Source organism: Kitasatospora sp. NPDC050463, from assembly GCF_040655255.1.
Lineage (GTDB): Bacteria > Actinomycetota > Actinomycetes > Streptomycetales > Streptomycetaceae > Kitasatospora.
In genome coordinates this window covers 1-19,811 of record NZ_JBFAJO010000075.1, presented here as the reverse complement: position 1 = coordinate 19,811, position 19,811 = coordinate 1, and the positions used below count along the sequence as shown (strand labels likewise).

Annotated in this window: 16 protein-coding genes; 9 read left to right on the top strand and 7 right to left on the bottom strand. The window is 72.8% G+C overall.

The window, feature by feature from the left end; translation table 11 throughout:
* The first annotated feature begins 147 nt into the window (after positions 1-147).
* The 6 genes from AB0J08_RS33160 (at position 148) to AB0J08_RS33135 (ending at position 6,511) form a co-directional block, all read left to right on the top strand.
* Positions 148-1,305: a LacI family DNA-binding transcriptional regulator gene (locus tag AB0J08_RS33160; protein WP_360641578.1), complete on the top strand. Its 1,158-nt coding sequence runs from the start codon at positions 148-150 to the stop codon at positions 1,303-1,305.
* The gene (locus tag AB0J08_RS33155) at positions 1,298-2,305 is read left to right on the top strand and encodes a ribokinase (RefSeq protein ID WP_360641577.1); all 1,008 of its coding nucleotides are present in this window, start codon (positions 1,298-1,300) and stop codon (positions 2,303-2,305) included. Before AB0J08_RS33160 ends, AB0J08_RS33155 begins: the two co-directional genes overlap by 8 nt.
* The gene (rbsD, locus tag AB0J08_RS33150) at positions 2,295-2,696 is read left to right on the top strand and encodes a D-ribose pyranase (protein WP_360641576.1); all 402 of its coding nucleotides are present in this window, start codon (positions 2,295-2,297) and stop codon (positions 2,694-2,696) included. The genes AB0J08_RS33155 and rbsD overlap by 11 nt, the downstream gene beginning before the upstream one ends.
* 83 nt (positions 2,697-2,779) lie before the next feature.
* Positions 2,780-3,751 carry a sugar ABC transporter substrate-binding protein gene (locus tag AB0J08_RS33145; protein ID WP_360641575.1) on the top strand — a complete coding sequence of 324 codons (972 nt, stop codon included), beginning with the start codon at positions 2,780-2,782 and terminating at the stop codon, positions 3,749-3,751.
* A gap of 109 nt (positions 3,752-3,860) precedes the next feature.
* A complete protein-coding gene (locus AB0J08_RS33140; RefSeq protein WP_360641574.1) occupies positions 3,861-5,501 on the top strand; it encodes a sugar ABC transporter ATP-binding protein in 1,641 nt (546 codons plus the stop codon).
* On the top strand, positions 5,498-6,511 hold the full coding sequence (locus AB0J08_RS33135) for an ABC transporter permease (RefSeq protein WP_360641573.1): 1,014 nt from the start codon (positions 5,498-5,500) through the stop codon (positions 6,509-6,511). The genes AB0J08_RS33140 and AB0J08_RS33135 overlap by 4 nt, the downstream gene beginning before the upstream one ends.
* Positions 6,512-6,917: 406 nt before the next feature.
* Here AB0J08_RS33135 and AB0J08_RS33130 read toward each other — a convergent pair whose 3' ends face one another.
* From AB0J08_RS33130 to mmuM, 5 genes are all read right to left on the bottom strand, one after another.
* Positions 6,918-8,513, bottom strand: coding sequence for a glycerol-3-phosphate dehydrogenase/oxidase (locus AB0J08_RS33130; protein ID WP_360641572.1), 1,596 nt, complete (start codon positions 8,511-8,513; stop codon positions 6,918-6,920).
* Between the two features lie 152 nt (positions 8,514-8,665).
* On the bottom strand, positions 8,666-10,192 hold the full coding sequence (glpK, locus tag AB0J08_RS33125; RefSeq protein WP_360641571.1) for a glycerol kinase GlpK: 1,527 nt from the start codon (positions 10,190-10,192) through the stop codon (positions 8,666-8,668).
* 94 nt (positions 10,193-10,286) lie between these two features.
* A complete protein-coding gene (locus tag AB0J08_RS33120) occupies positions 10,287-11,006 on the bottom strand; it encodes an MIP/aquaporin family protein (protein ID WP_360641570.1) in 720 nt (239 codons plus the stop codon).
* A 312-nt stretch (positions 11,007-11,318) separates the two neighbouring features.
* Positions 11,319-12,083 (bottom strand): IclR family transcriptional regulator, encoded by a 765-nt coding sequence (locus AB0J08_RS33115; RefSeq protein WP_360641569.1) that lies wholly within the window; start codon positions 12,081-12,083, stop codon positions 11,319-11,321.
* 119 nt (positions 12,084-12,202) lie between these two features.
* Entirely contained in the window at positions 12,203-13,150 is a 948-nt protein-coding gene (gene mmuM, locus AB0J08_RS33110) for a homocysteine S-methyltransferase (RefSeq protein WP_360641568.1), read from the bottom strand.
* 239 nt (positions 13,151-13,389) lie between these two features.
* Between mmuM and AB0J08_RS33105 the strand changes: the two genes are divergently transcribed.
* The 3 genes from AB0J08_RS33105 to AB0J08_RS33095 all read left to right on the top strand — a co-directional run bounded on the left by AB0J08_RS33105 (position 13,390) and on the right by AB0J08_RS33095 (position 17,051).
* On the top strand, positions 13,390-14,289 hold the full coding sequence (locus AB0J08_RS33105; protein WP_360641567.1) for an NUDIX domain-containing protein: 900 nt from the start codon (positions 13,390-13,392) through the stop codon (positions 14,287-14,289).
* Between the two features lie 39 nt (positions 14,290-14,328).
* Positions 14,329-14,877 (top strand): NUDIX domain-containing protein, encoded by a 549-nt coding sequence (locus AB0J08_RS33100; protein WP_360641566.1) that lies wholly within the window; start codon positions 14,329-14,331, stop codon positions 14,875-14,877.
* A gap of 155 nt (positions 14,878-15,032) precedes the next feature.
* The gene (locus AB0J08_RS33095) at positions 15,033-17,051 is read left to right on the top strand and encodes an acetoacetate--CoA ligase (RefSeq protein WP_360641565.1); all 2,019 of its coding nucleotides are present in this window, start codon (positions 15,033-15,035) and stop codon (positions 17,049-17,051) included.
* A 78-nt stretch (positions 17,052-17,129) separates the two neighbouring features.
* Here AB0J08_RS33095 and ptsP read toward each other — a convergent pair whose 3' ends face one another.
* Together ptsP and AB0J08_RS33085 are read right to left on the bottom strand one after the other, a co-directional pair.
* The gene (gene ptsP / locus AB0J08_RS33090; RefSeq protein WP_360641564.1) at positions 17,130-18,800 is read right to left on the bottom strand and encodes a phosphoenolpyruvate--protein phosphotransferase; all 1,671 of its coding nucleotides are present in this window, start codon (positions 18,798-18,800) and stop codon (positions 17,130-17,132) included.
* Positions 18,801-18,899: 99 nt separating this feature from the next.
* On the bottom strand, positions 18,900-19,349 hold the full coding sequence (locus tag AB0J08_RS33085) for a PTS glucose transporter subunit IIA (RefSeq protein WP_360641563.1): 450 nt from the start codon (positions 19,347-19,349) through the stop codon (positions 18,900-18,902).
* Positions 19,350-19,811: the final 462 nt, after the last annotated feature.

Genomic DNA, 19,811 nt, shown 5'->3' with positions numbered 1-19,811 from the left:
CAGAGAGAGGCCCCCGGATAACGGTTCCGACCGGGCTCTTGCAGTTGCGCCGGTTGCTTCTCATAATTCCGGAGCCCGCAGTCAACACGAGTTGCCAATTCGTGTTGAGGGCCCCTTTCCTCATGACCGCGCTCCGGGAGCTCCACCATGGCAACACGGCAGGACGTGGCACTACTCGCGGGCACCTCGCCCTCGGTCGTCAGCTACGTGCTCAACAACGGGCCCAGGACCGTCGCCCCAGCGACCCGGGAGCGGGTCCTGGCCGCCGTGCAGGAGCTCGGCTACCGGCCCAACGCGGTGGCCCGCTCGCTGCGCCTCAGCCACACCATGACCCTGGGACTGATCGTCCCCGACGCGGCCAACCCGTTCTTCGCGGAGCTGGCCCGCGCCCTGGAGGACCACGCCTGGGCGGCCGGCTACACCCTGCTGGTCGGCAACACGGTGGACGACCCCGGCCGCGAGGCCGGGTACATCCGGACCTTCCTGGACCGTCAGGTCGACGGTCTGGTGCTGATCCCCGCCCAGGGTGACCAGCCCTGGCGGACCGAGCTGGCCCGCAGCGGCGTCCCGAGCCTGGTCTTCGACCGGGCCCTGGACGGGGCCGGCATCTCGCAGGTGCTGGTCGACAACGTGCGCGGCGCCCAGCAGGCCACCGAGCACCTGCTGGCGCACGGCCGCCGCCGGGTCGGCTGCATCGCCGGCCCGCTCGGCATCCACCCCACCGTCGACCGGGTCGTCGGCTGGCGGCGGGCGCTGGAGCAGGCCGGACTCAAGGCCGGCTCCGGATCGGGCGGCCGAACGGGCTGGGAGTCCTGCCCGGACGCCGCACCGCTGCTGCACGGCTCCTTCGGCCTGCTGGACGGCTACCGCTCCGGCCGCGCGCTGCTCTCCCGGGACCGCTCGGTGGACGCCCTCTTCGTCACCTCCGACGAGCAGGCCGCCGGCGTCCTGCGAGCCGCCACCGAACTGGGCATCCGAGTGCCCCAGGACCTGGCGCTGGTCTCCTTCGACGGCATCGCGGGCGGCGCCTACACCACCCCGGCACTGTCCACCATGCGCCAGCCGGTCGAGGAGCTCGGCCGGACCGCGATCGCCCGGCTGCTCGACCGGATGAAGGCCCCGGACCTGCCGATCACCCGGGACGTCCTGCCGGTGACCCTGCTGGCCCGGGGATCCTGCGGCTGCCCGGACCCGGTGGGCGGGGAACACCCCGCCCTGCCGGCGGCCGACGGGAGCGCCGCCACCCGGGCCTGCCCCGACCCCACCCCTGACCAAGAGAACCACGGAGCACAGAGCAATGACTGAACGACTGGTTGTCGTCGGCAGCCTCAACATGGACCTGTCGATCATGGTCCCCCGGCTGCCCGAACCAGGCGAGACGGTGCAGGGGGCCGATGTGGTCCGAGGCGCCGGCGGCAAGGGAGCCAACCAGGCGGTCGCCGCCGCCCGCCTCGGGGCCGAGGTCCGGATGGTCGGACTGCTCGGTGACGACGCGTTCGGCACCGAGCTGCGCAGCTGCCTCACAGGGGAGGGCGTCGACGACCGGGCGGTCGCCGACCTGCCCGGCGCGGCCTCCGGACTGGCCCTGATCGTGGTCCAGCAGGACGGCGAGAACACCATCACCCTCTCGCCCGGCGCCAACCGCCATCTCGACGTCCCCGCACTGGAGTCGCTGACGGACGGTCCGCTCGCCGGACCGGCCGACACCGTCCTGTTCCAGCTGGAGGTGCCGCTGCCGACCGTCCTGGCCGCCGCCCGCGCCGCCCGCGCCGCCGGAGCACTGACGGTGCTGAACGCCGCGCCCCGGCCCGACCCGGGGCCGGTGCTCACCGAACTGCTGCGCGAGGTGGACGTGCTGGTGGTCAACCAGACCGAGGCCGCCGGGCTGCTCGGCCTCACCGCCGACGCGCTCCGGGGCGAGCAGGACTGGACGGCCCATGCCGAACGGCTGCGCGAACTCGGCCCGACCACCGTGGTGGTGACCCTCGGCGCGGCCGGCGCGGTCGCCGCCGGTCCGCAGGGACGGCTCGGCCAGCCGGGCTTCCCGGTCGCCGCCGTGGACACCGTCGGCGCGGGCGACGCGTTCTGCGCCCAGCTCTCGATCGCGCTGGGCGTGGGCCGCCCGCTCGCCGAGGCCGTCCGGCGGGCCTGCGCGGCCGGCGCGCTCGCCGCCACCCGGGCCGGCGCGCAGCACTCGCTGCCCACCCGGGCCGAGGTGGACGCCCTGCTGGCGGGGGCGGCCGACCTGGCCGACGCCGCGGCCTCCGGGCCGGTTCAGCGGACCGAGGTGCGGCATGCGCCCTGACGGCCTCTGGCACCCCCGGCTGCTCCAGCTGATCAGCTCGCTCGGCCACGGCGACCTGCTGGTGGTCGCCGACCCGGGACTCCCGGTGCCGCCGGGCGTGGAGAGCATCGATCTGGTCTGGCGGCGCGGCGACCCGCCGTTCCTGCCGGTGTTGGCGGCGGTCCTCGACGAACTCGTGGTCGAGCACGCCGACCTCGCCGAGGAGCTGACCGACCCGGTCCTGCTGGCCGGTCTCGACAGCCGGTTCGAGCAGCACGGCCTCACCGGCGCGGTCGGCCGGCTCCCGCACGAGCGCCTCAAGGACCTCACCCGCTCCGCCCGCGCCGTCGTCCGAACCGGCGAGGCCACCCCCTACGCCAACGTCGTCCTCCGGGCCGGCGTGCCGTTCTGACGAAGCGTCACCCAGCGCGCGACTTCCCCCACCGCGCCCGCTCCACCTTCGTGCCATCCCCCCACCCGAAAGGCCGCACCCTCATGAACACCAAGCTCACCCTGACCGCCTGCACCGCTCTCGTCCTGGCCGCCGCCCTCACCGCCTGCGGACAGGAGGGCGACAACTCCCAGTCGACGAGCGCGGCCGCGAAGGGCGGCAAGCCCACGGTCTGCCTGGTGATGAAGTCGCTCGGCAACGAGTACTTCCAGACCATGGAGAAGGGTGCCGAGGAGCACGCCGGACAGCGCGGAGACCTGACCCTGAACGCGACCGGCATCCAGAACGAGACCGACATCGACGGCCAGGTCGCCGCCGTCAACAAGTGCATCACCGACAAGGCCGCCGCCCTGGTGATCGCTCCCGCCGACTCCCGCGCGCTGATCGCCCCGCTGCAGCGTGCCTCCAAGGCCGGGATGAAGCTGGTCAACATCGACGTCAAGCTGGACGACGCCGCGCTCAAGTCCGCCGGCCTCGACGTCCCCTTCGTCGGCCCGGACAACGCCGCCGGCGCCCAGAAGTCCGGTGACGTGCTGGCCAAGGCGCTCGGCGCCGGCGGCAAGGTGGTCATCCTCGAAGGCGTCTCGGGTGCGGCCAACGCCCAGCAGCGCAAGGCCGGTTTCGAGGCCGCCGCCACGGCCGGCGGGCTCCAGGTGCTCGACTCCAAGTCCGCGAACTGGGAGACCGACCAGGCCTACACCGTCACCACCAACCTGATCACCGCCCACCCCGACCTCCAGGGCGTGATGGCCTCCAACGACAACATGGCGCTGGGCGCGATCAAGGCCATCGCGGCGGCCAAGAAGCAGGGGCAGATCAAGGTCACCTCCTTCGACAACGTCGACGCGATCCACCCGTACGTCCAGGACGGCACCGTGGTGGCGACCGTGGACCAGTACGCCGCCAAGCAGGCCGGTGACGGCATCGACGTGGCGATGAACGAGATCGCCGGCCAGCAGGTGAGCTCCTGGGTGAAGACCGACGTCAAGGTGATCACCAAGGCCGACCTCGGCTGACCCGGCTCCCGGACGGGCGCGGGCCGACTCCCCCCACCGGCCCGCGCTCCGATCCGCACCCTCGATCCGCATCCGACCCGCGCCCCCAGCCGGAAGGCGAGCCCACCCCATGAACACACCCGACACCAGCCCTCCTGCCCCGGTGCTCGCTGCCGTCGGTATCAGCAAGCGCTTCCCCGGCGTCCAGGCCCTCGACGACGTCCGGCTCGAACTGCTCCCCGGCGAGGTGCACGCCCTGCTCGGTGAGAACGGCGCCGGCAAGTCGACCCTGGTCCGGATCCTGGCCGGCATCCAGCGGCCGGACGGCGGCGGCATGACCCTCGACGGCGAGCCCTACCAGCCCGCCGACACGGCCGCCGCGATCCGGGCCGGCGTCCAGGTGGTGCACCAGGAGCTCAACCTGCTGCCGAACCTCACCGTCGCCGAGAACCTCTTCATGCAGAACCTCCCGCGGCGGTTCGGCCTGGTCGACCGCCACGAACTGAACCGCCGCGCCGCCGAACTGCTCGCCGAGGTCGGCCTGGACATCAGCCCCCGGACGAAGGTCGAGCGGCTCGGCATCGCCCAGATGCAGCTGCTGGAGATCGCCCGGACGCTCTGGCAGGACTGCCGGGTGCTGGTGATGGACGAACCCACCGCGACCCTGACTCCCCGGGAGACCGAGCGGCTGTTCACCCTGCTGCGCCGGATCACCGCGCGCGGCACCGCCGTGCTCTACATCTCGCACCACCTGGAGGAGGTGTTCGAGATCGGCGACCGGATGACGGTCTTCCGCAACGGGCGGTACGTCACCACCCGCGACCTCGCCGACACCGACACCGCCGAGGTGATCCGGCTGATGGTGGGCCGGGACCTCCAGCACGAGTACCCGCCGTACCTGCCCTGCGAGCCCGGTCCGGAGCTGCTGCGAGCCGAGGGGCTCCAGCCGCAGGACGGACACCCCGTCAGCTTCGCGCTCCGGGCCGGCGAGGTGGTCGGCGTGGCCGGGCTGGTCGGCTCCGGCCGGACCGAGACGGTCCGGGCGATGTTCGGCGCGGACCGGCCCGTCGGCGGAAAGGTCCTGGTCAAGGGCGTACCGGCGAAGATCCGAACCCCCAGGGACGCGGTGCGGCACGGCATCAGCCTGCTCACCGAGGACCGGAAGAGCCAGGGGCTGGTGCTCGACATGCCGCTGGCTGCCAACGTCACCCTGACCGCGACCCACAAGGTCTCCCGGGGCGGCCTGCTCCGGCGGGCGGAGGAGCACCGGCTGGCCCGGCACGCGGTGGACAGCCTCGCCGTCCGCACCCCCGGCGTCCGGCACCCCGTCCGCACTCTCTCCGGCGGCAACCAGCAGAAGGTCGTGCTCGGCCGCTGGCTGCTGGCCGACACCGACGTCCTGATGGTGGACGAGCCGACCCGGGGCATCGACGTCGGCGCCCGCTACGAGATCCACCAGCAGCTGGTGGATCTGGCCCGGGCCGGAAAGGCCCTGTTGGTCGTCTCCTCCGACCTGCCCGAACTGATGGGCATCTGCGACCGGATCCTGGTCTTCTCCCGGGGCCGGATCGCCGGCGAGGTGCCCCGCGAGGAGTTCGACAGCTCGCACATCCTGACCCTGGCCTACTCCGGCTACGTTTCCGCGCCCGCCCCCGCCCCCGCCTCCGCGCCGCCCTCCGGCACGGCTCCCGCAGCCGAGCGCCTTACAGCTGAGGCATCCGCCACCCGCACGCCTGCCGAGGCCACTTCAACGAACGGTGACACCCGATGACCACCTCTGCCGCCCTCACCCGCAAACCCCGCTCCGCGGCACTGCTCGCCCGCCAGGTCATGGGGGAGGCGGGGATCGGGATCGCCCTGCTCGCCCTGCTGGCCGTCTTCACCGTCGCCGCACCGAAGTTCGCCACCTCGGACAACCTCACCAACATCGCCACCGAGATCACCCTCAACACCATGCTCGCGGTCGGCATGACCTTCGTGATCCTGGTCGGTGGCATCGACCTGTCGGTCGGCTCGGTGATGGCCCTGTCGGCGGTGGTGGCCGGCCCGCTGCTGACCGCGCACGGTCTTTCCACCCCGGTCGCGATCCTGCTCGCGGTGCTGGTCTCGGCCCTGGTCGGGATGGGCTGCGGACTGGTCAACGGCTTCGTCTCGGAGCGCTGGCGGGTGCCGTCGTTCATCATCACGCTGGGCATGCTCAACGTGGCGCGCGGCGCCGCCCTCCAGTACACCGACGCCAAGACCGTGTACGACTTCCCGGTCGGGTTCAGCCGGTTCGGCACCTCCACCGTGCTCGGCATCCCGACCCTGTTCTGGATCGCGCTGGCGATGGTCGCGGTGGGGCATCTGGTGCTGACCCGCACCGTGTTCGGCCGCCTGGTCTTCGCCATCGGCAGCAACGAGGAGGCGGTCCGGCTCTCCGGCCACCGCACCTCGATCGTCAAGGTCGCCGTCTTCGTGATCAGCGGTCTCACCGTCGGCATCGCCGCCGTCACCTACATGGCCCGGCTCAACATCGCCAGCCCGATCCTGGGCGGCGGCTACGAGCTCAGCGCCATCGCGGCGGTGGTGATCGGCGGGGCCTCGCTCTCCGGCGGCAAGGGCTCGATGATCGGCACCCTGCTCGGCGCCTGCCTGCTCGGTGTGCTCACCAACGGCCTGCTGCTGATGGGCGTCTCCGACTTCCAGCGACAGATGATCACCGGACTGGTCATCATGGTCGCCGTGGTGGTGGACTACTACCGGGGCCGGCTGGCCGCCCGCCTGCCCGTCGAGGCCTGAACCGGCCGGGCCGGGCGACCGCCCGGTCCGGCGTCTCGAAGGGTCCGCGCAGCGCAGCGGCGCCGAGCCGGCGGTCGGCGGCGGGCGCGTGCCAGGGGGAGACGGCCGGGACGGCCGGGTCCAGCGGGCCGGGGCCGGCTGGACCTCTCCTGCAACGGGACTCCCGATGATCTTCTTGCTCGACACGAGCTGATCCATCGGGAGTCCCGTTGCGCCGTTCACCAGGGCTTGACCTGCGCCTCAAGACCTGAAACGCAACGTCGTTGAGATGATCATGGTAAATCAGGACGAGATCCCGGGGGATCCGTCCGGGCATGCCGGAGGGCGGGCACCCCAGCCCTGGGTGCCCGCCCTCCGGGTCCTGCGCGCCGGTGCTCACCCGCCCCGGCGCTTCGCGAGGCTGTGCCTACTTGGCCGCGCGCTTCGCGAGGAAGGCCTCGACGTCGGAGCGGATCTCCGGGGTGTCCAGGCCGCGGACGGTCATCGTGGTGCGGCGGCGCAGCACGTCGTCCGTGGTGTAGGCCCACTCGCTGTCGGCGGCGTAGGCGACCTGAGCCCAGACGTCCGGACCGTCCTCGTGGATCGGCCGGCCGAGCTCCGGGTTCTCGTCGATCATGCGGGCGATCTCGAAGGAGAGCGTGCCGTAGTGGCTGGCCAGGTGCTTGGCGACCAGCGGCTCCATCCGCGAGCCGGGCTCACGGTCGATCAGCAGGCGGTGCGCGACGGCGTTCGGCGCGCCGACGCCGGGCAGCGGGACGGTCCGGGCGATGGTCGACATGTCCTCGCCGAGGGTGGTGCCGGGCACGTGCGCCAGCTTCTCCAGCACGGTCCGGCCGATGTGCCGGTAGGTGGTCCACTTGCCGCCGGCGACCGACAGCATGCCGCCCTTGCCCTCGGTGACGACCGTCTCGCGCTTGGCGGCGGCGGTGTCGCCGGGGCCGCCGGGCAGCACCCGCAGGCCGGCGAAGGCGTAGGTGATCAGGTCGCGGTCGAGGTGCTCGTCGCGGATGGCGTGCGCGGCCTCGCCCATGATCTGGTCGATGTCCGCCTCGGTGGCCCGGACGTCCTGCGGGTCGCCGGTGTACTCCTCGTCGGTGGTGCCGAGCAGGACGTGGTCCTCCCACGGGATGGCGAAGGAGACGCGGTACTTGTCGATCGGGATGGTCAGCGCGGCGCGCCACGGGGCACGGCGCTTGACCACGACGTGCGCGCCCTTGGAGAGGCGGATCGACGGCGCGGCGCCGGCGTCCTCCATCGTGCGCAGGTGGTCGACCCACGGGCCGGTGGCGTTGAGCACCAGGCGGGCGTTGACGCCGAACTCGGTGCCGTCCAGGCGGTCCTTGAGGTCGGCGCCGGTGACCCGGCCGGCGGTGAAGCGCAGGCCGGTGACCTCGGCGTGGTTGAGCACCACGGCGCCGGCGTCGACGGCGGCGCGCACCGTCATCACGGCGACGCGCGAGTCGTTCATCTGGTGGTCGCCGTAGACGGCGACCGAGCGCAGGCCCTCGGTGCGCAGCGCGGGCACCTGCTGGGCGGCGTGCGCGGCGGTGGAGACCCGGCCCATGCCGTCACGGAAGGCGGAGAGCGCCGAGTACAGGAAGACACCGGCGCCGAGCTTGGGAGCGCTGTGCGGGCCGCCCTTGTAGACCGGCACGAAGAAGGTCAGCGGGTTGACCAGGTGCGGGGCGACGTCGGTGGCGAGCGCGCGGCGCTCCTTGTGGTTCTCGGCGACCAGCTTGACCGCGCCGGTCTGCAGGTAGCGCAGGCCGCCGTGGACGAGCTTCGAGGAGGCGCTGGAGGTGGCTCCGGCGAAGTCGCCGGCATCGACCATGGCGACCTTCAGGCCCGCCTGGGAGGCGGTCCAGGCAACGGCCGTGCCGAGGATGCCGCCCCCGATCACCAGCAGGTCGTAGGTGGCCTTGCCCAGCAGCTCGCGGGTCTCGGCACGGGAGGCGGTGCGGCCGGCGAAGCGCTCGGCGCCCAGGGTCGGGATGGTTGCCATGGTGTGTGTACGGCGTCGCGGGTCGGGCGGCGCCGTTACTCCTCTCGGTGTGCGGTGCGGCCCCTGCTGAGAGGCCGGTTCGGCCCGGTGCGGCGGGCCGGTGAAACGGGAGCGGGCCGGTCGGGGCCCGGGGGCCCCGACCGGCTCCGCGGTCAGATCTGCTCGTCCTCCTCCACCCAGCCCATGGTGCGCTCCACGGCCTTGAGCCACTTCTTGTACTCGCGGTCCCGGGTGGCCTCGTCCATCCGCGGCGTCCACTCGGCGGCGCGGTGCCAGTTGGCCCGCAGGGTGTCCAGGTCGTTCCAGAAGCCGACGGCCAGGCCGGCCGCGTAGGCGGCGCCCAGCGCGGTGGTCTCGGCCACGTACGGGCGCTCGACCGGAGCGTCCAGCACGTCGGCGATGTTCTGCATGAGCAGGTTGTTGCTGGTCATGCCACCGTCGACCTTGAGGGCGGTGAGCTCGACGCCGGAGTCCTTCTGCATGGCGTCGACTACCTCGCGGGTCTGCCAGGCGGTGGCCTCCAGCACGGCGCGGGCCAGGTGGCCCTTGGTGACGTACCGGGTCAGACCGGCGATCACACCGCGGGCGTCGGAACGCCAGTACGGGGCGAACAGGCCGGAGAACGCCGGGACGAAGTAGGCGCCGCCGTTGTCCTCGACGGTGTTGGCGAGGGTCTCGATCTCGGCGGCGGTGGAGATGATGCCGAGCTGGTCGCGCAGCCACTGGACGAGCGAGCCGGTGACGGCGATCGAGCCCTCCAGCGCGTACACCGGCTTCTGGTCGCCGATCCGGTAGCCGACGGTGGTCAGCAGCCCGTGGTACGAGTTGACGACGTCCTCGCCGGTGTTCAGCAGCAGGAAGGTCCCGGTGCCGTAGGTCGACTTGGCCTCACCCTTGTCGAAGCAGGTCTGGCCGAACAGCGCGGCCTGCTGGTCGCCGAGGGCGGAGGCGACCGGCACGCCCGCCAAGTCGCCGACGGCCTCGCCGTAGACCTCGGCGGAGGAGCGGATCTCCGGCAGGACGGCCATCGGCACGCCCATCGACTCGGCGATCTTGTCGTCCCACTGCAGCGAGTGCAGGTTCATCAGCATGGTGCGGCTGGCGTTGGTGACGTCGGTGACGTGCTTGCCGCCGTTGACCCCACCGGTGAGGTTCCAGATCACCCAGGTGTCCATGGTGCCGAACAGGATGTCGCCGGCCTCGGCGCGCTCGCGCAGGCCGTCGACGTTGTCCAGCAGCCAGCGGATCTTCGGGCCGGCGAAGTAGCTGGCCAGCGGGAGGCCGGTCTCGCGGCGGAAGCGGTCCTGGCCGACGTTGCGGCCCAGCTCGCGGCAGAGCCCCTCGGTGCGGGTGTCCTGCCACACCAGGGCGTTGTGCACCGGCACGCCGGTGTTCTTGTCCCACAGGACGGTGGTCTCGCGCTGGTTGGTGATGCCGATCGCGCGGATGTCGTCCCTGGTCAGGCCGGCCTTCTCCAGCGCGCCGCGGACCACCGACTGCACCCGGGTCCAGATCTCGGCGGCGTCGTGCTCGACGTAGCCGGGCTGGGGGAAGATCTGCCGGTGCTCCTGCTGGTCGACGGCGACGATCCGGCCGTCCTCACCGAAGATGATGCAGCGGCTGGAGGTCGTGCCCTGGTCGATCGCGGCGATGTAGTTGCCAGTGCCAGTGGAGGTCATGAGGGTCCTCGGCTCAGGAAGGGGGTTTCGGGGTGGGTGGGTCTGACCTTCTGGTCAGTCCCCGTGCTCGGGCGGGGTGGAAACCCGAGGAGCGTCAGAACGCGACGTGGTACAGGCCGCCGGCCAGCAGGCCGCCGATGACGGGCCCGACCACCGGGATCCAGGCGTAGGACCAGTCGGAGCCGCCCTTGTTCGGGATCGGCAGCAGCGAGTGCACGATGCGCGGGCCCAGGTCGCGGACCGGGTTGATCGCGTAGCCGGTCGGGCCGCCTAGCGAGAGGCCGATGCCGACGACGGTGAAGGCGACGATCAGGATGCCGGTGCCGGAGAGGCCGAGACCCTTGGTCAGGCCCTGGGTGAGGATGCCGAGGCAGAGCACCATGGTGCCGATGATCTCGGTGAGCAGGTTCTGGATCGGGTTCCGGATCTCGGGACCGGTCGAGAAGATGCCCAGGGTCGCCTCCTTGTTGGCCTGGAACTGGCCGAGGTAGGTGACCCAGACGAGGACGGCGCCGATCATCGCGCCGAGCAGCTGGGAGCCGAGGTAGACCGGGACCTTGCTCCAGTCACCGCTGTCGACGGCGAGGGCGAGGGTGACGGCCGGGTTCAGGTGCGCGCCCGACTTGGGAGCCGACATGTAGGCGGCGATCATCACCGCGAATCCCCAGCCGAAGGTGATCGCCAGCCAGCCGGCGTTGAGGGCCTTCGACTTCTTGAGCGTCACGGCGGCGCAGACGCCACCGCCGAGAAGTATCAGTGCGGCGGTGCCGAGGGTTTCGCCGACGAAGATGTCGCCGTTGGAGAACGCGGACACAAAGACTCCCTTGTCCATATGGCCCGGAGGTGCGGGTGGGGGCAGGAGGCCGAGCGATCGCTGTGCGGGTGAGCGCTTGGTGGGAGTGATCTTCTCGGCCATCGTTCGACAATGTCGACCGTCATGCGGAAGCTTCCTCCCCAGGCCGCCTTCACGTCAAGGCCGGGTTACGCAGCTGTGACCCTTCACTCCTCGTTACCAATCGACTAATGACAAATACGGACAAAACGCTAAGGCGCGGACAGGCATCCCGCCTGTCCGCGCCTCAGCGTGAACGTCACATGTCCGCGGCCGGGGCCGCCCGCGCCGGGGTCAGAACCGCCCGGCGCCCAGATCCCGGGAGATCGCCCGGGCGGCGCTGCGCACCGAGGCGACCAGCGAGGGCCTCACGAAGCCGTCCTCGCAGACCCGCTCCACCGCGCCGCTGATGCAGACCGCGCCGACCGGGTTGCGCCGCCGGTCCTGGATCAGTGCGCCGATCGAGGCCACCCCCTCCCAGGTCTCCTCGATCGAGTCGGTCCAGCCGCGCTCGCGGGTCAGCGCGGCCTCGGCGTCCACGTCCGCCAGGTCGGTCAGCGTCCGCGCGGTGTACGCCTCCAGCGGCCCCTCGCCCAGCTCGCCGCGCGCCACCGGGTCGTACGCCAGCAGCACCTTGCCGAGGGCGGTGCTGTGCAGCGGCTGCATCGAGCCGACCTCCAGCACTTGCCGGGTGTCGTCCGGCCGGAAGACGTGATGCACGATCAGCACGCCCCGCTGGTGGAGCACCCCGAGGTAGACGGTCTCGCCGGCCGCCCTGGCCAGGTCGTCCGCCCAGACCAGGGCCCGGGCGCGCAGCTCGTGCACGTCCAGGTAGCTCTGGCCCAGCCGCAGCAGCTCCGCGCCCAGCTGGTACTTGCCGCTCTCCGGGTCCTGCTCCACGAACCCCTCCTGCTGGAGGGTGCGCAGGATGCCGTGCGCGGTGCCCTTGGCGAGGTCCAGCGCCGTCGCGACCTCGGACAGGCCCAGGCGGCGCTCGCCGCCGGCCAGCAGGCGCATGATGGCGGCGGCCCGGGAGAGCGACTGGATCGGGCCGGGCATTCGGTACCTCCGCGCTGACAGGCGGTCGACAATGTCGACCGCAGTGGTAACGGGGACGAGTCTGCCAGGCCGCGACCGGTCCGTGCACCTTCCCCCGCGGTAATGGCGGTCCGGCGAGCTCAGCGCCGGGCGCGCGCCACTTCGGCGGCCAGCGCCGAGATCTCCCGGGGACCCACCCGGCAGCAGCCGCCCACCAGGCGGGCGCCGTCGGCCAGCCAGCCGGTCACCGCCCGGCCGCCGCCGGGAGCGGCCCCGGCCGCGCCGAACGTCGACCCGCCGCGCCAGGCGCGGGCCTCGGCGTCCCAGTCCTCGCCGCTGTTGGGGTAGACGACCACCGGCTTGCCGGTCACCCGGGCCGCGGTCGCCACCGCCCGGTCGGCGTCCTGCGGCGTGCAGCAGTTCACTCCCACGGCGACCACCTCGTCGACGTCCGCCGCCAGGGCGAAGGCCTCCGCCAGCGGCTGCCCGGCCCTGGTCCGGTCGCCCGCCACGCTGAACGACAGCCAGGCCGGCACGCCCAGCCCGCGGACGGCCCGCAGCAGCACCCGCGCCTCGTCCGCGTCGGGCACCGTCTCCAGCGCCAGCACGTCCGGCCCGGCCGCCGCCAGCACCTCCAGCCGCGGCCGGTGGAACGCCTCCAGCTCGGCCGCCGTCAGCCCGTACCGGCCCCGGTACTCCGACCCGTCCGCCAGCGCGGCGCCGTACGGACCCACCGAGGCGGCCACCCGGAGCGGCCGCTCCGCCCCCGCCTGCGCGGCGGCGCGGCGCGCCAGCTCCACGCTGAGCGTCAGCAGCCGCTCGGCCTCCGCACGGCCCAGCCCGCGCCGGGCGAACCCCTCGAAGCTCGCCTGGTAGCTCGCGGTGATCGCGACGTCCGCCCCCGCCTCGAAGTACGCCCGGTGCGCGGCGACCACCGCCTCCGGGGCGTCGGCCAGCAGCCGGGCCGACCAGAGCGCGTCCGACAGGTCGTGTCCGGCCGCCGCCAGCTGGTTGGACAGCCCGCCGTCCAGGACGAGCGGACCGGCGGCCAGTGCGGCGGCGAAGTCCGGTGGGGCGGTGGCGGGCATGACGGCCTCCTCGGGCGAAGCTCCTGGTCACAGCGTAGAAGACGCGCCGCCCCCGGCCGACGGGATAATCATTTGCCGCCGGGCCGGCGGATCGCTACGTTGTGCTCACCCCGAGAACGACGGCCGGGTGGCCGGAGCCCCACCGGCCCCGACGGCGACCGTCCGCCCGACACGCCCGGCCCGACGCAGCCCGGCCCGACGCAGCCCAGCCCGACATACCCAGCGGAGAGGAGCCCGCCATGGCCGTGGAACAGCCCCCCGCCCATGAGAGCGCCTGGCTCGCCGCCTACGACCCGCGCGCCTACACCCCGGTCGCCGTCACCGTCGACGTCGTCGCCCTGACCCTGCGCCACGGCAGCCTGCACGTGCTGCTGGTCGAGCGCGCCGCCCCGCCCTACCAGGGGTACTGGGCGCTGCCCGGCGGCTTCCTGCGCGCCGGCGAGGAAGGCCTCGACGAGGCCGCCGCCCGCGAGCTCGCCGAGGAGACCGGGCTGCTCGGTACGGCCGACGCGGAGACCACCCTCAGCCGCGTCCACCTCGAACAGCTCGGCACCTACGGCGCCCCCGCCCGCGACCCGCGGATGCACGTGGTCTCCGTCGCCTACCTCGCCTTCGCCCCCGACCTGCCCGACCCACGGGCAGGCTCGGACGCGGCCACCGCCGCCTGGCACGCCGTCACCGACCTCGACCTCCGGCCGGCCACCGGCCGGTCCTCAGCCGCCGGTGTGCCCGCCGACACCCACGGGGGTGGCGTCGACGGGCACACCGGCCACCACCCCGAGGCCGTCGGGCCCGGGGGCACCACCCTCGCCTTCGACCACGCCCGCATCGTCGCCGACGGCCTCGACCGCGCCCGCGCCAAGATCGAGTACAGCCCGCTGGCCACCGCCTTCCTCCAGCACGACTTCACCATCCCCGAGCTGCGCGCCGTCTACGAGGCCGTCTGGGCCGAGAAGCTCCACCCGGGGAACTTCCACCGCAAGGTGCTCTCCGTCCCCGGCTTCGTCGAGAGCACCGGCACCACCACCGAGCGCGGCGGAGCCCGTGGCGGCCCCCGGGCCCGCAACTACCACGCCGGTACCGCCCAACTCCTGCACCCCGCCCTGCTCCGGCCCGCCCGGGAGGACGAGATCCGCTGACCGGCGCCACCGGTCGCACCCGCGCACTACCATCCGGCCATGACGACTCAAGAGGTGAGCAGGACGAGCAACCGGCCGAACTCCCACTGCCACTGGTGCGGCACGCCCTACCCGCGCGGGACGACGGCCTGGCCGCGCGCCTGCCCCGGCTGCGCCGAGATCAGCTACCGCAACCCGCTGCCCGTCGTCGTCACCCTCCTCCCGGTCACCCAGGAGAGCGACGCCCCCGGCCTGGTGGTCATCCGCCGCACCATCGAGCCCGGCTGCGGCCAACTCGCCCTCCCCGGCGGCTACGTCGACTACGGCGAGAGCTGGCAGCAGGCCTGCGTCCGCGAACTGCGCGAGGAGACGGGCATCCTGGCCGAGGCCGGCGACGTCACCCTGGTCGCCACCGACTCCGACACCGGCGGCGGCTTCCTCTGCCTCTTCGGCCTGCTCCCGGCCCGCCCGCTCGCCGACCTCCCGCCCTCGAAGCCCACCGAGGAGACCGACGGCTGGCAGCTCGCCGACCCGGCGACGCAGCTCGTCTTCTCCTTCCACACCCGGGTCTCCCAGGCCTGGTTCAACGGCGAGTACGCCCACCTCTGACCGGTCTCCCGGTACAGGGCTGACCAGGCCCGCACGGCCGGAGCAGACCCTGGCGTACCGCGCGATCACATGGCAGGGTCTGCACCGACAGCCCCAACCGGACGGGCCCTGCCACAAGCACCCCCGTCCCATCCACCGGCCGGGAGACCACCACCGTGAGCACCCCACCCCAGGACCAGCCGCTCTGGCGCCCCAACCCCGCTCGCGCCGCCGCGACCAGCCTCGTGGCCTTCCAGGCCTGGGCCGCCGAACACCACGGCGCACCGGCCGCACCGCTCGCCCCCGCCGACAGCGACGAGCACGCCGCCCAGCGCTACGCCGACCTGCACGGGTGGTCCACCGAGGACCTCGACCGCTTCTGGACGGCCGTCACCCAGTGGTTCGACGTCCGCTTCACCAAGGCCCCCGACGCCGTCCTCGCCGAGGCGGCCATGCCCGGTGCCCGCTGGTTCCCCGGCGCCCGCCTCAACTACGCCGAGCACGCCCTGCGCGCCGCCGAGGACGAGGCCAACGCCGACAAGCCGGCCATCCTCCACCTCGACGAGACCGCCGAGCAGCCGGCCGCCCTCACCTGGTCCGAGCTCCGCCGCCAGGTCGGCTCGCTCGCCGCCGCCCTGCGCGCCCGCGGCATCGGCCCCGGCGACCGCGTCAGCGCCTACCTGCCCAACATCCCGCAGGCCGCCGTCGCCCTCCTCGCCACCGCCGCCGTCGGCGCCGTCTGGACCAGCTGCGCCCCCGACTTCGGCGCCCGCAGCGTCCTCGACCGCCTCCAGCAGATCGAACCCGCCGTCCTCTTCGCCGTCGACGGCTACCACTACGGCGGCAAGGACCACGACCGCACCGAGGTCGTCGCCGAACTCCGCCGCGAACTCCCCTCCCTGCGCACCGTCGTCCACGTCCCCCTGCTCGGCGCACCCGCCCCCGACGGAGCCCTGCACTGGGACGACCTGGTCGCCGACGACGTCGAGCCGGTCTTCGAGGCCGTCCCCTTCGACCACCCGCTCTGGGTCCTCTACTCCTCCGGGACGACCGGCCTGCCCAAGGCCATCGTCCAGAGCCAGGGCGGCATCCTGCTGGAGCACCTCAAGCAGGCCGGTCTCCACCTCGACCTGGGCCCCGAGGACCGCTTCCTCTGGTACACCTCCACCGGCTGGATGATGTGGAACTTCCTCCTCGCCGGCCTGCTCACCGGGTCCACGATCGTCACCTACGACGGCAGCCCCGGCCACCCGGACACCGGCGCCCTGTGGTCCGTCGCCGCCCGCACCGGTGCCACCGTCCTCGGGACCTCCGCCGCGTACGTCATCGCCAGCCGCAAGGCCGAGCTGCACCCCGGCCGCGACCTCGACCTCTCCGCCGTCCGCTGCCTCGGCACCACCGGCTCCCCGCTCCCGCCGGACGGCTTCCGCTGGATCTACGACGAGGTCAAGGAGGACGTCTGGCTCGCCTCCGTCAGCGGCGGCACCGACGTCTGCTCGTGCTTCGTCGGCGGCGTCCCGACCCTGCCGGTGTACCTCGGCGAGATCCAGGCCCCCTGCCTCGGCGCGGCCGTCGAATCCTGGGACGTCCACGGCCGCCCGCTCACCGACGCGGTCGGCGAACTCGTCGTCACCAAGCCGATCCCGTCGATGCCCACCGGCTTCTGGAACGACCCCGACGGCACCCGCTACCACGACAGCTACTTCGAGATGTTCCCCGGCATCTGGCGCCACGGCGACTGGATCACCGTCACCTCGCGCGGCACCGTGGTCATCCACGGCCGCTCGGACTCGACCCTCAACCGCCAGGGCGTCCGGATGGGCTCCTCGGACATCTACGAGGTCGTCGAGCGCCTTCCCGAGATCGCCGAGTCCCTGGTCATCGGCCTGGAGGAACCCGACGGCGGCTACTGGATGCCGCTGTTCGTCGTGCTCGCCCCCGGCGCCGCCCTCGACGACGGCCTCATCGGCCGCATCCGCACCTCGCTGCGCACCGAACTCTCCCCGCGCCACGTCCCCGACGAGGTCATCGCCGTCCGTGGCCTCCCGCACACTCTCACCGGCAAGCGGATCGAGGTCCCCGTGAAGCGCCTGCTCTCCGGCACTCCGCTGGAGGAGGCCGTGAACCCCGGCTCCGTCGACAACATCGAGCACCTGCGCTTCTTCGAGCAGCTCCGCCGCGACCGCTCGGCCTGACCCCGGACACGACGAAGGGGCGCCCCCATGACGGGGTCGCCCCTTCGCGGTCCGCTGCTCCCGGCTGCGCGCCGGGTGCTACTCGCCGGACAGCACCTGCCGGGCCGCGGTCCGCGCCTCCTCGGCACTGTCCGTGGCCCGGGCCGCCTCGGCCGCCCGGCGGCACTGCGCCAGCGTGTACTTGGCCAGCGCGGCCCGGACATAGGGGATCGACGCCGCTCCCATGGAGAGGCTGGTGACGCCGAGACCGGTCAGGACCACGGCCAGCAGCGGGTCGGAGGCGGCCTCGCCGCAGACGCCACAGCTCTTGCCAGTGGCCTGGGCGGCCTCCGCCGAGAACGCGATCAGGTCCAGCAGCGCCGGCTGCCACGGGTCCTGCAGCCGGGCCAGCGCGCCCACCTGGCGGTCCGCGGCGAAGGCGTACTGCGCGAGGTCGTTGGTCCCCAGCGAGAGGAACTCGACCTCCCGCAGGATCGACCGGGCCCGCAGCGCGGCCGACGGGATCTCCACCATCGCACCGTACTTGGCGTTCAGCCCGGCCTGGCGACACGCATCCGCGAAGTCCTTGGCGTCCTTGCGATCGGCCACCATCGGGGCCATCACCTCAAGGTGCACCGGCAGCCCCTCGGCGGCCGTCGCCAGCGCCCGCAGCTGGGTCTGCATGACCTCGGGGTTCTCCAGCAGGGTGCGCAGACCACGCACCCCCAGCGCCGGGTTCGGCTCGTCGGCCGGGGTGAGGAAGTCCAGCGGCTTGTCCGCGCCCGCGTCCAGTGCCCGGACCACGACCCGGCCCTCCGGGAACGCCTCCAGCACCTTGCGGTACGCCTCGACCTGCTTCTCCTCCGTCGGAGCCTTCGCCGAGTCGTCCAGGAAGAGGAACTCGGTCCGGAACAGACCGACGCCCTCCGCCCCGGCCTCCAGTGCGGCCGGCAGGTCCGCCGGACCGCCGATGTTGGCGAGCAGCGGCACCCGATGCCCGTCCGATGTCTGCCCCGGGCCGGACGAGGCGGCCAGCGCGGCCCTGCGCTCGGCGGCGACCCGCCGCAGCTCGTCCTGCTTCTCCTGCGACGGCTCCAGCAGCACATCGCCGGAGCTGCCGTCCACCGCGACCACGGTGCCTTCGGCGACCTCGGTCGCCCCCGGCAGCGCCACGACGGCCGGCACGCCCAGGGCCCGGGCCAGGATGGCGCTGTGGCTGGTGGGTCCGCCCTCCTCGGTCACGAAGCCGAGCACCAGCGTCGGGTCCAGCAGCGCGGTGTCGGCCGGCGCCAGGTCGCGGGCGAACAGTACGTACGGCTCGTCGCTGTCCGGCACTCCCGGCATCGGCACGCCCAGCAGCCGCGCCACGATGCGGTTGCGCACGTCGTCCAGGTCGGCGACCCGGCCGGCCAGGTACTCCCCGGCGGAGGCGAGCAGCGCGCGGTAGGCGGCGAAGGCGTCGTAGACGCCGCGCTCGGCGCTGCTGCCGACGGCGATCCGGCGGGCGACGTCGGCCATCAGCTCCGGGTCCTGCGCCATCAGCGCCTGGGCCTCCAGCACGGCCTGCGCCTCGCCGCCGGCCAGGTTGCCGCGGGCGATCAGGTCCGCGGCGACCGCCTCGACGGCCGCCTGGGCGCGGGCCTGCTCGCGCGGGGCGTCCTCGGTCGGGATCTGGGTGGCCGACGGCTCCAGCACCGCCGTCCCCATGTGCCGCACCTGGCCGATCGCGACCCCGTGGCTCACACCCACGCCGCGCAGCGTCTTCTCCATGTCACCTGTCTCCGCTGAGAGAAGCGGCCCCGCCGGGTACCGCTGTGTGCCGGGCCGCCCCACCGAGTCCGGCGGGGCGGGTCTGCAGTAAGAAGGAGGTCAGCTCCAGCTGAAGAGAGCGTCGCCCACGGCGACGTCCCCGTCCTCGCGAAGGCCGCCGAGCGAGTCGGGAGCGGCCTCCAGGGCGACGATCGGCGAGATCGGCGACTTGCCGGCGGCCTCGACGGCGGCCGGGTCCCACTTGATGACGGCCTGACCGCGGGTCACCGTGTCCCCCTTGTTGACGAGGAGCTCGAAGCCCTCGCCGTTGAGCTGCACGGTGTCGATGCCGAGGTGCGTCAGGACGCCGTGCCCGTCCGCGTCCACGACGACGAACGCGTGTGGGTGCATGGAGACGACGACACCGTCCACCGGGGCGACGGCCTCGGTCGGCCGGCGAACCGGGTCGATCGCGGTGCCGGGGCCGACCATCGCGCCGGAGAAGACCGGGTCGGGCACGCCGGCGAGCCCGACGACCTGGCCGGTCAGCGGCGACGTCACAGTGGTCATGGTTGAGCCTCCCAAGTGCGCAGTACAGCGAGCGGCCGCGAGCGGCGGCGGGGACATCGGCTGAAGCCTAAATCATGCCAACTTCGGACATCTGCTGACATTCCCGGGCGAACACTCACACCCTGCCCGCCCTCACCAGCCGGCCATCTCACCGACCGCTAGTGGTCTAGTCCTCTTGGCCGATGCGCCGCACTCTACAGGCATCTTGGCGAATCGGGACCATTGCTGTATATGCTCGCGAGAGCAACAAATCATGCCGCCGAGCGGGTGATGCTCGGCGTGCCTCGATTCGCGCTCCGGCTGACGACCCGCTATGGTTGGCCGAGTCGCCGCAAGTCGACGGTTAACAGCAGATTTCAGATGCGAAAAGCGCCGGAAACGGAGCGGAAAACATCTGGTAAGCTGGGAACACGAAAGAACGAAGCGCCCGGAGGGCCCGCTGGAAGGCGGTCCGAAGGAAGT

What these genes read in the sequence shown, in the direction of transcription:
- AB0J08_RS33160 (WP_360641578.1), top strand. Translation starts at nt 148, where the DNA reads ATGGCAACACGGCAGGACGTGGCACTACTCGCGGGCACCTCGCCCTCG.
- AB0J08_RS33155 (WP_360641577.1), top strand. Translation starts at nt 1,298, where the DNA reads ATGACTGAACGACTGGTTGTCGTCGGCAGCCTCAACATGGACCTGTCG.
- rbsD (WP_360641576.1), top strand. Translation starts at nt 2,295, where the DNA reads ATGCGCCCTGACGGCCTCTGGCACCCCCGGCTGCTCCAGCTGATCAGC.
- AB0J08_RS33145 (WP_360641575.1), top strand. Translation starts at nt 2,780, where the DNA reads ATGAACACCAAGCTCACCCTGACCGCCTGCACCGCTCTCGTCCTGGCC.
- AB0J08_RS33140 (WP_360641574.1), top strand. Translation starts at nt 3,861, where the DNA reads ATGAACACACCCGACACCAGCCCTCCTGCCCCGGTGCTCGCTGCCGTC.
- AB0J08_RS33135 (WP_360641573.1), top strand. Translation starts at nt 5,498, where the DNA reads ATGACCACCTCTGCCGCCCTCACCCGCAAACCCCGCTCCGCGGCACTG.
- AB0J08_RS33130 (WP_360641572.1), bottom strand. Translation starts at nt 8,513, where the DNA reads ATGGCAACCATCCCGACCCTGGGCGCCGAGCGCTTCGCCGGCCGCACC.
- glpK (WP_360641571.1), bottom strand. Translation starts at nt 10,192, where the DNA reads ATGACCTCCACTGGCACTGGCAACTACATCGCCGCGATCGACCAGGGC.
- AB0J08_RS33115 (WP_360641569.1), bottom strand. Translation starts at nt 12,083, where the DNA reads ATGCCCGGCCCGATCCAGTCGCTCTCCCGGGCCGCCGCCATCATGCGC.
- mmuM (WP_360641568.1), bottom strand. Translation starts at nt 13,150, where the DNA reads ATGCCCGCCACCGCCCCACCGGACTTCGCCGCCGCACTGGCCGCCGGT.
- AB0J08_RS33105 (WP_360641567.1), top strand. Translation starts at nt 13,390, where the DNA reads ATGGCCGTGGAACAGCCCCCCGCCCATGAGAGCGCCTGGCTCGCCGCC.
- AB0J08_RS33100 (WP_360641566.1), top strand. Translation starts at nt 14,329, where the DNA reads ATGACGACTCAAGAGGTGAGCAGGACGAGCAACCGGCCGAACTCCCAC.
- ptsP (WP_360641564.1), bottom strand. Translation starts at nt 18,800, where the DNA reads ATGGAGAAGACGCTGCGCGGCGTGGGTGTGAGCCACGGGGTCGCGATC.
- AB0J08_RS33085 (WP_360641563.1), bottom strand. Translation starts at nt 19,349, where the DNA reads ATGACCACTGTGACGTCGCCGCTGACCGGCCAGGTCGTCGGGCTCGCC.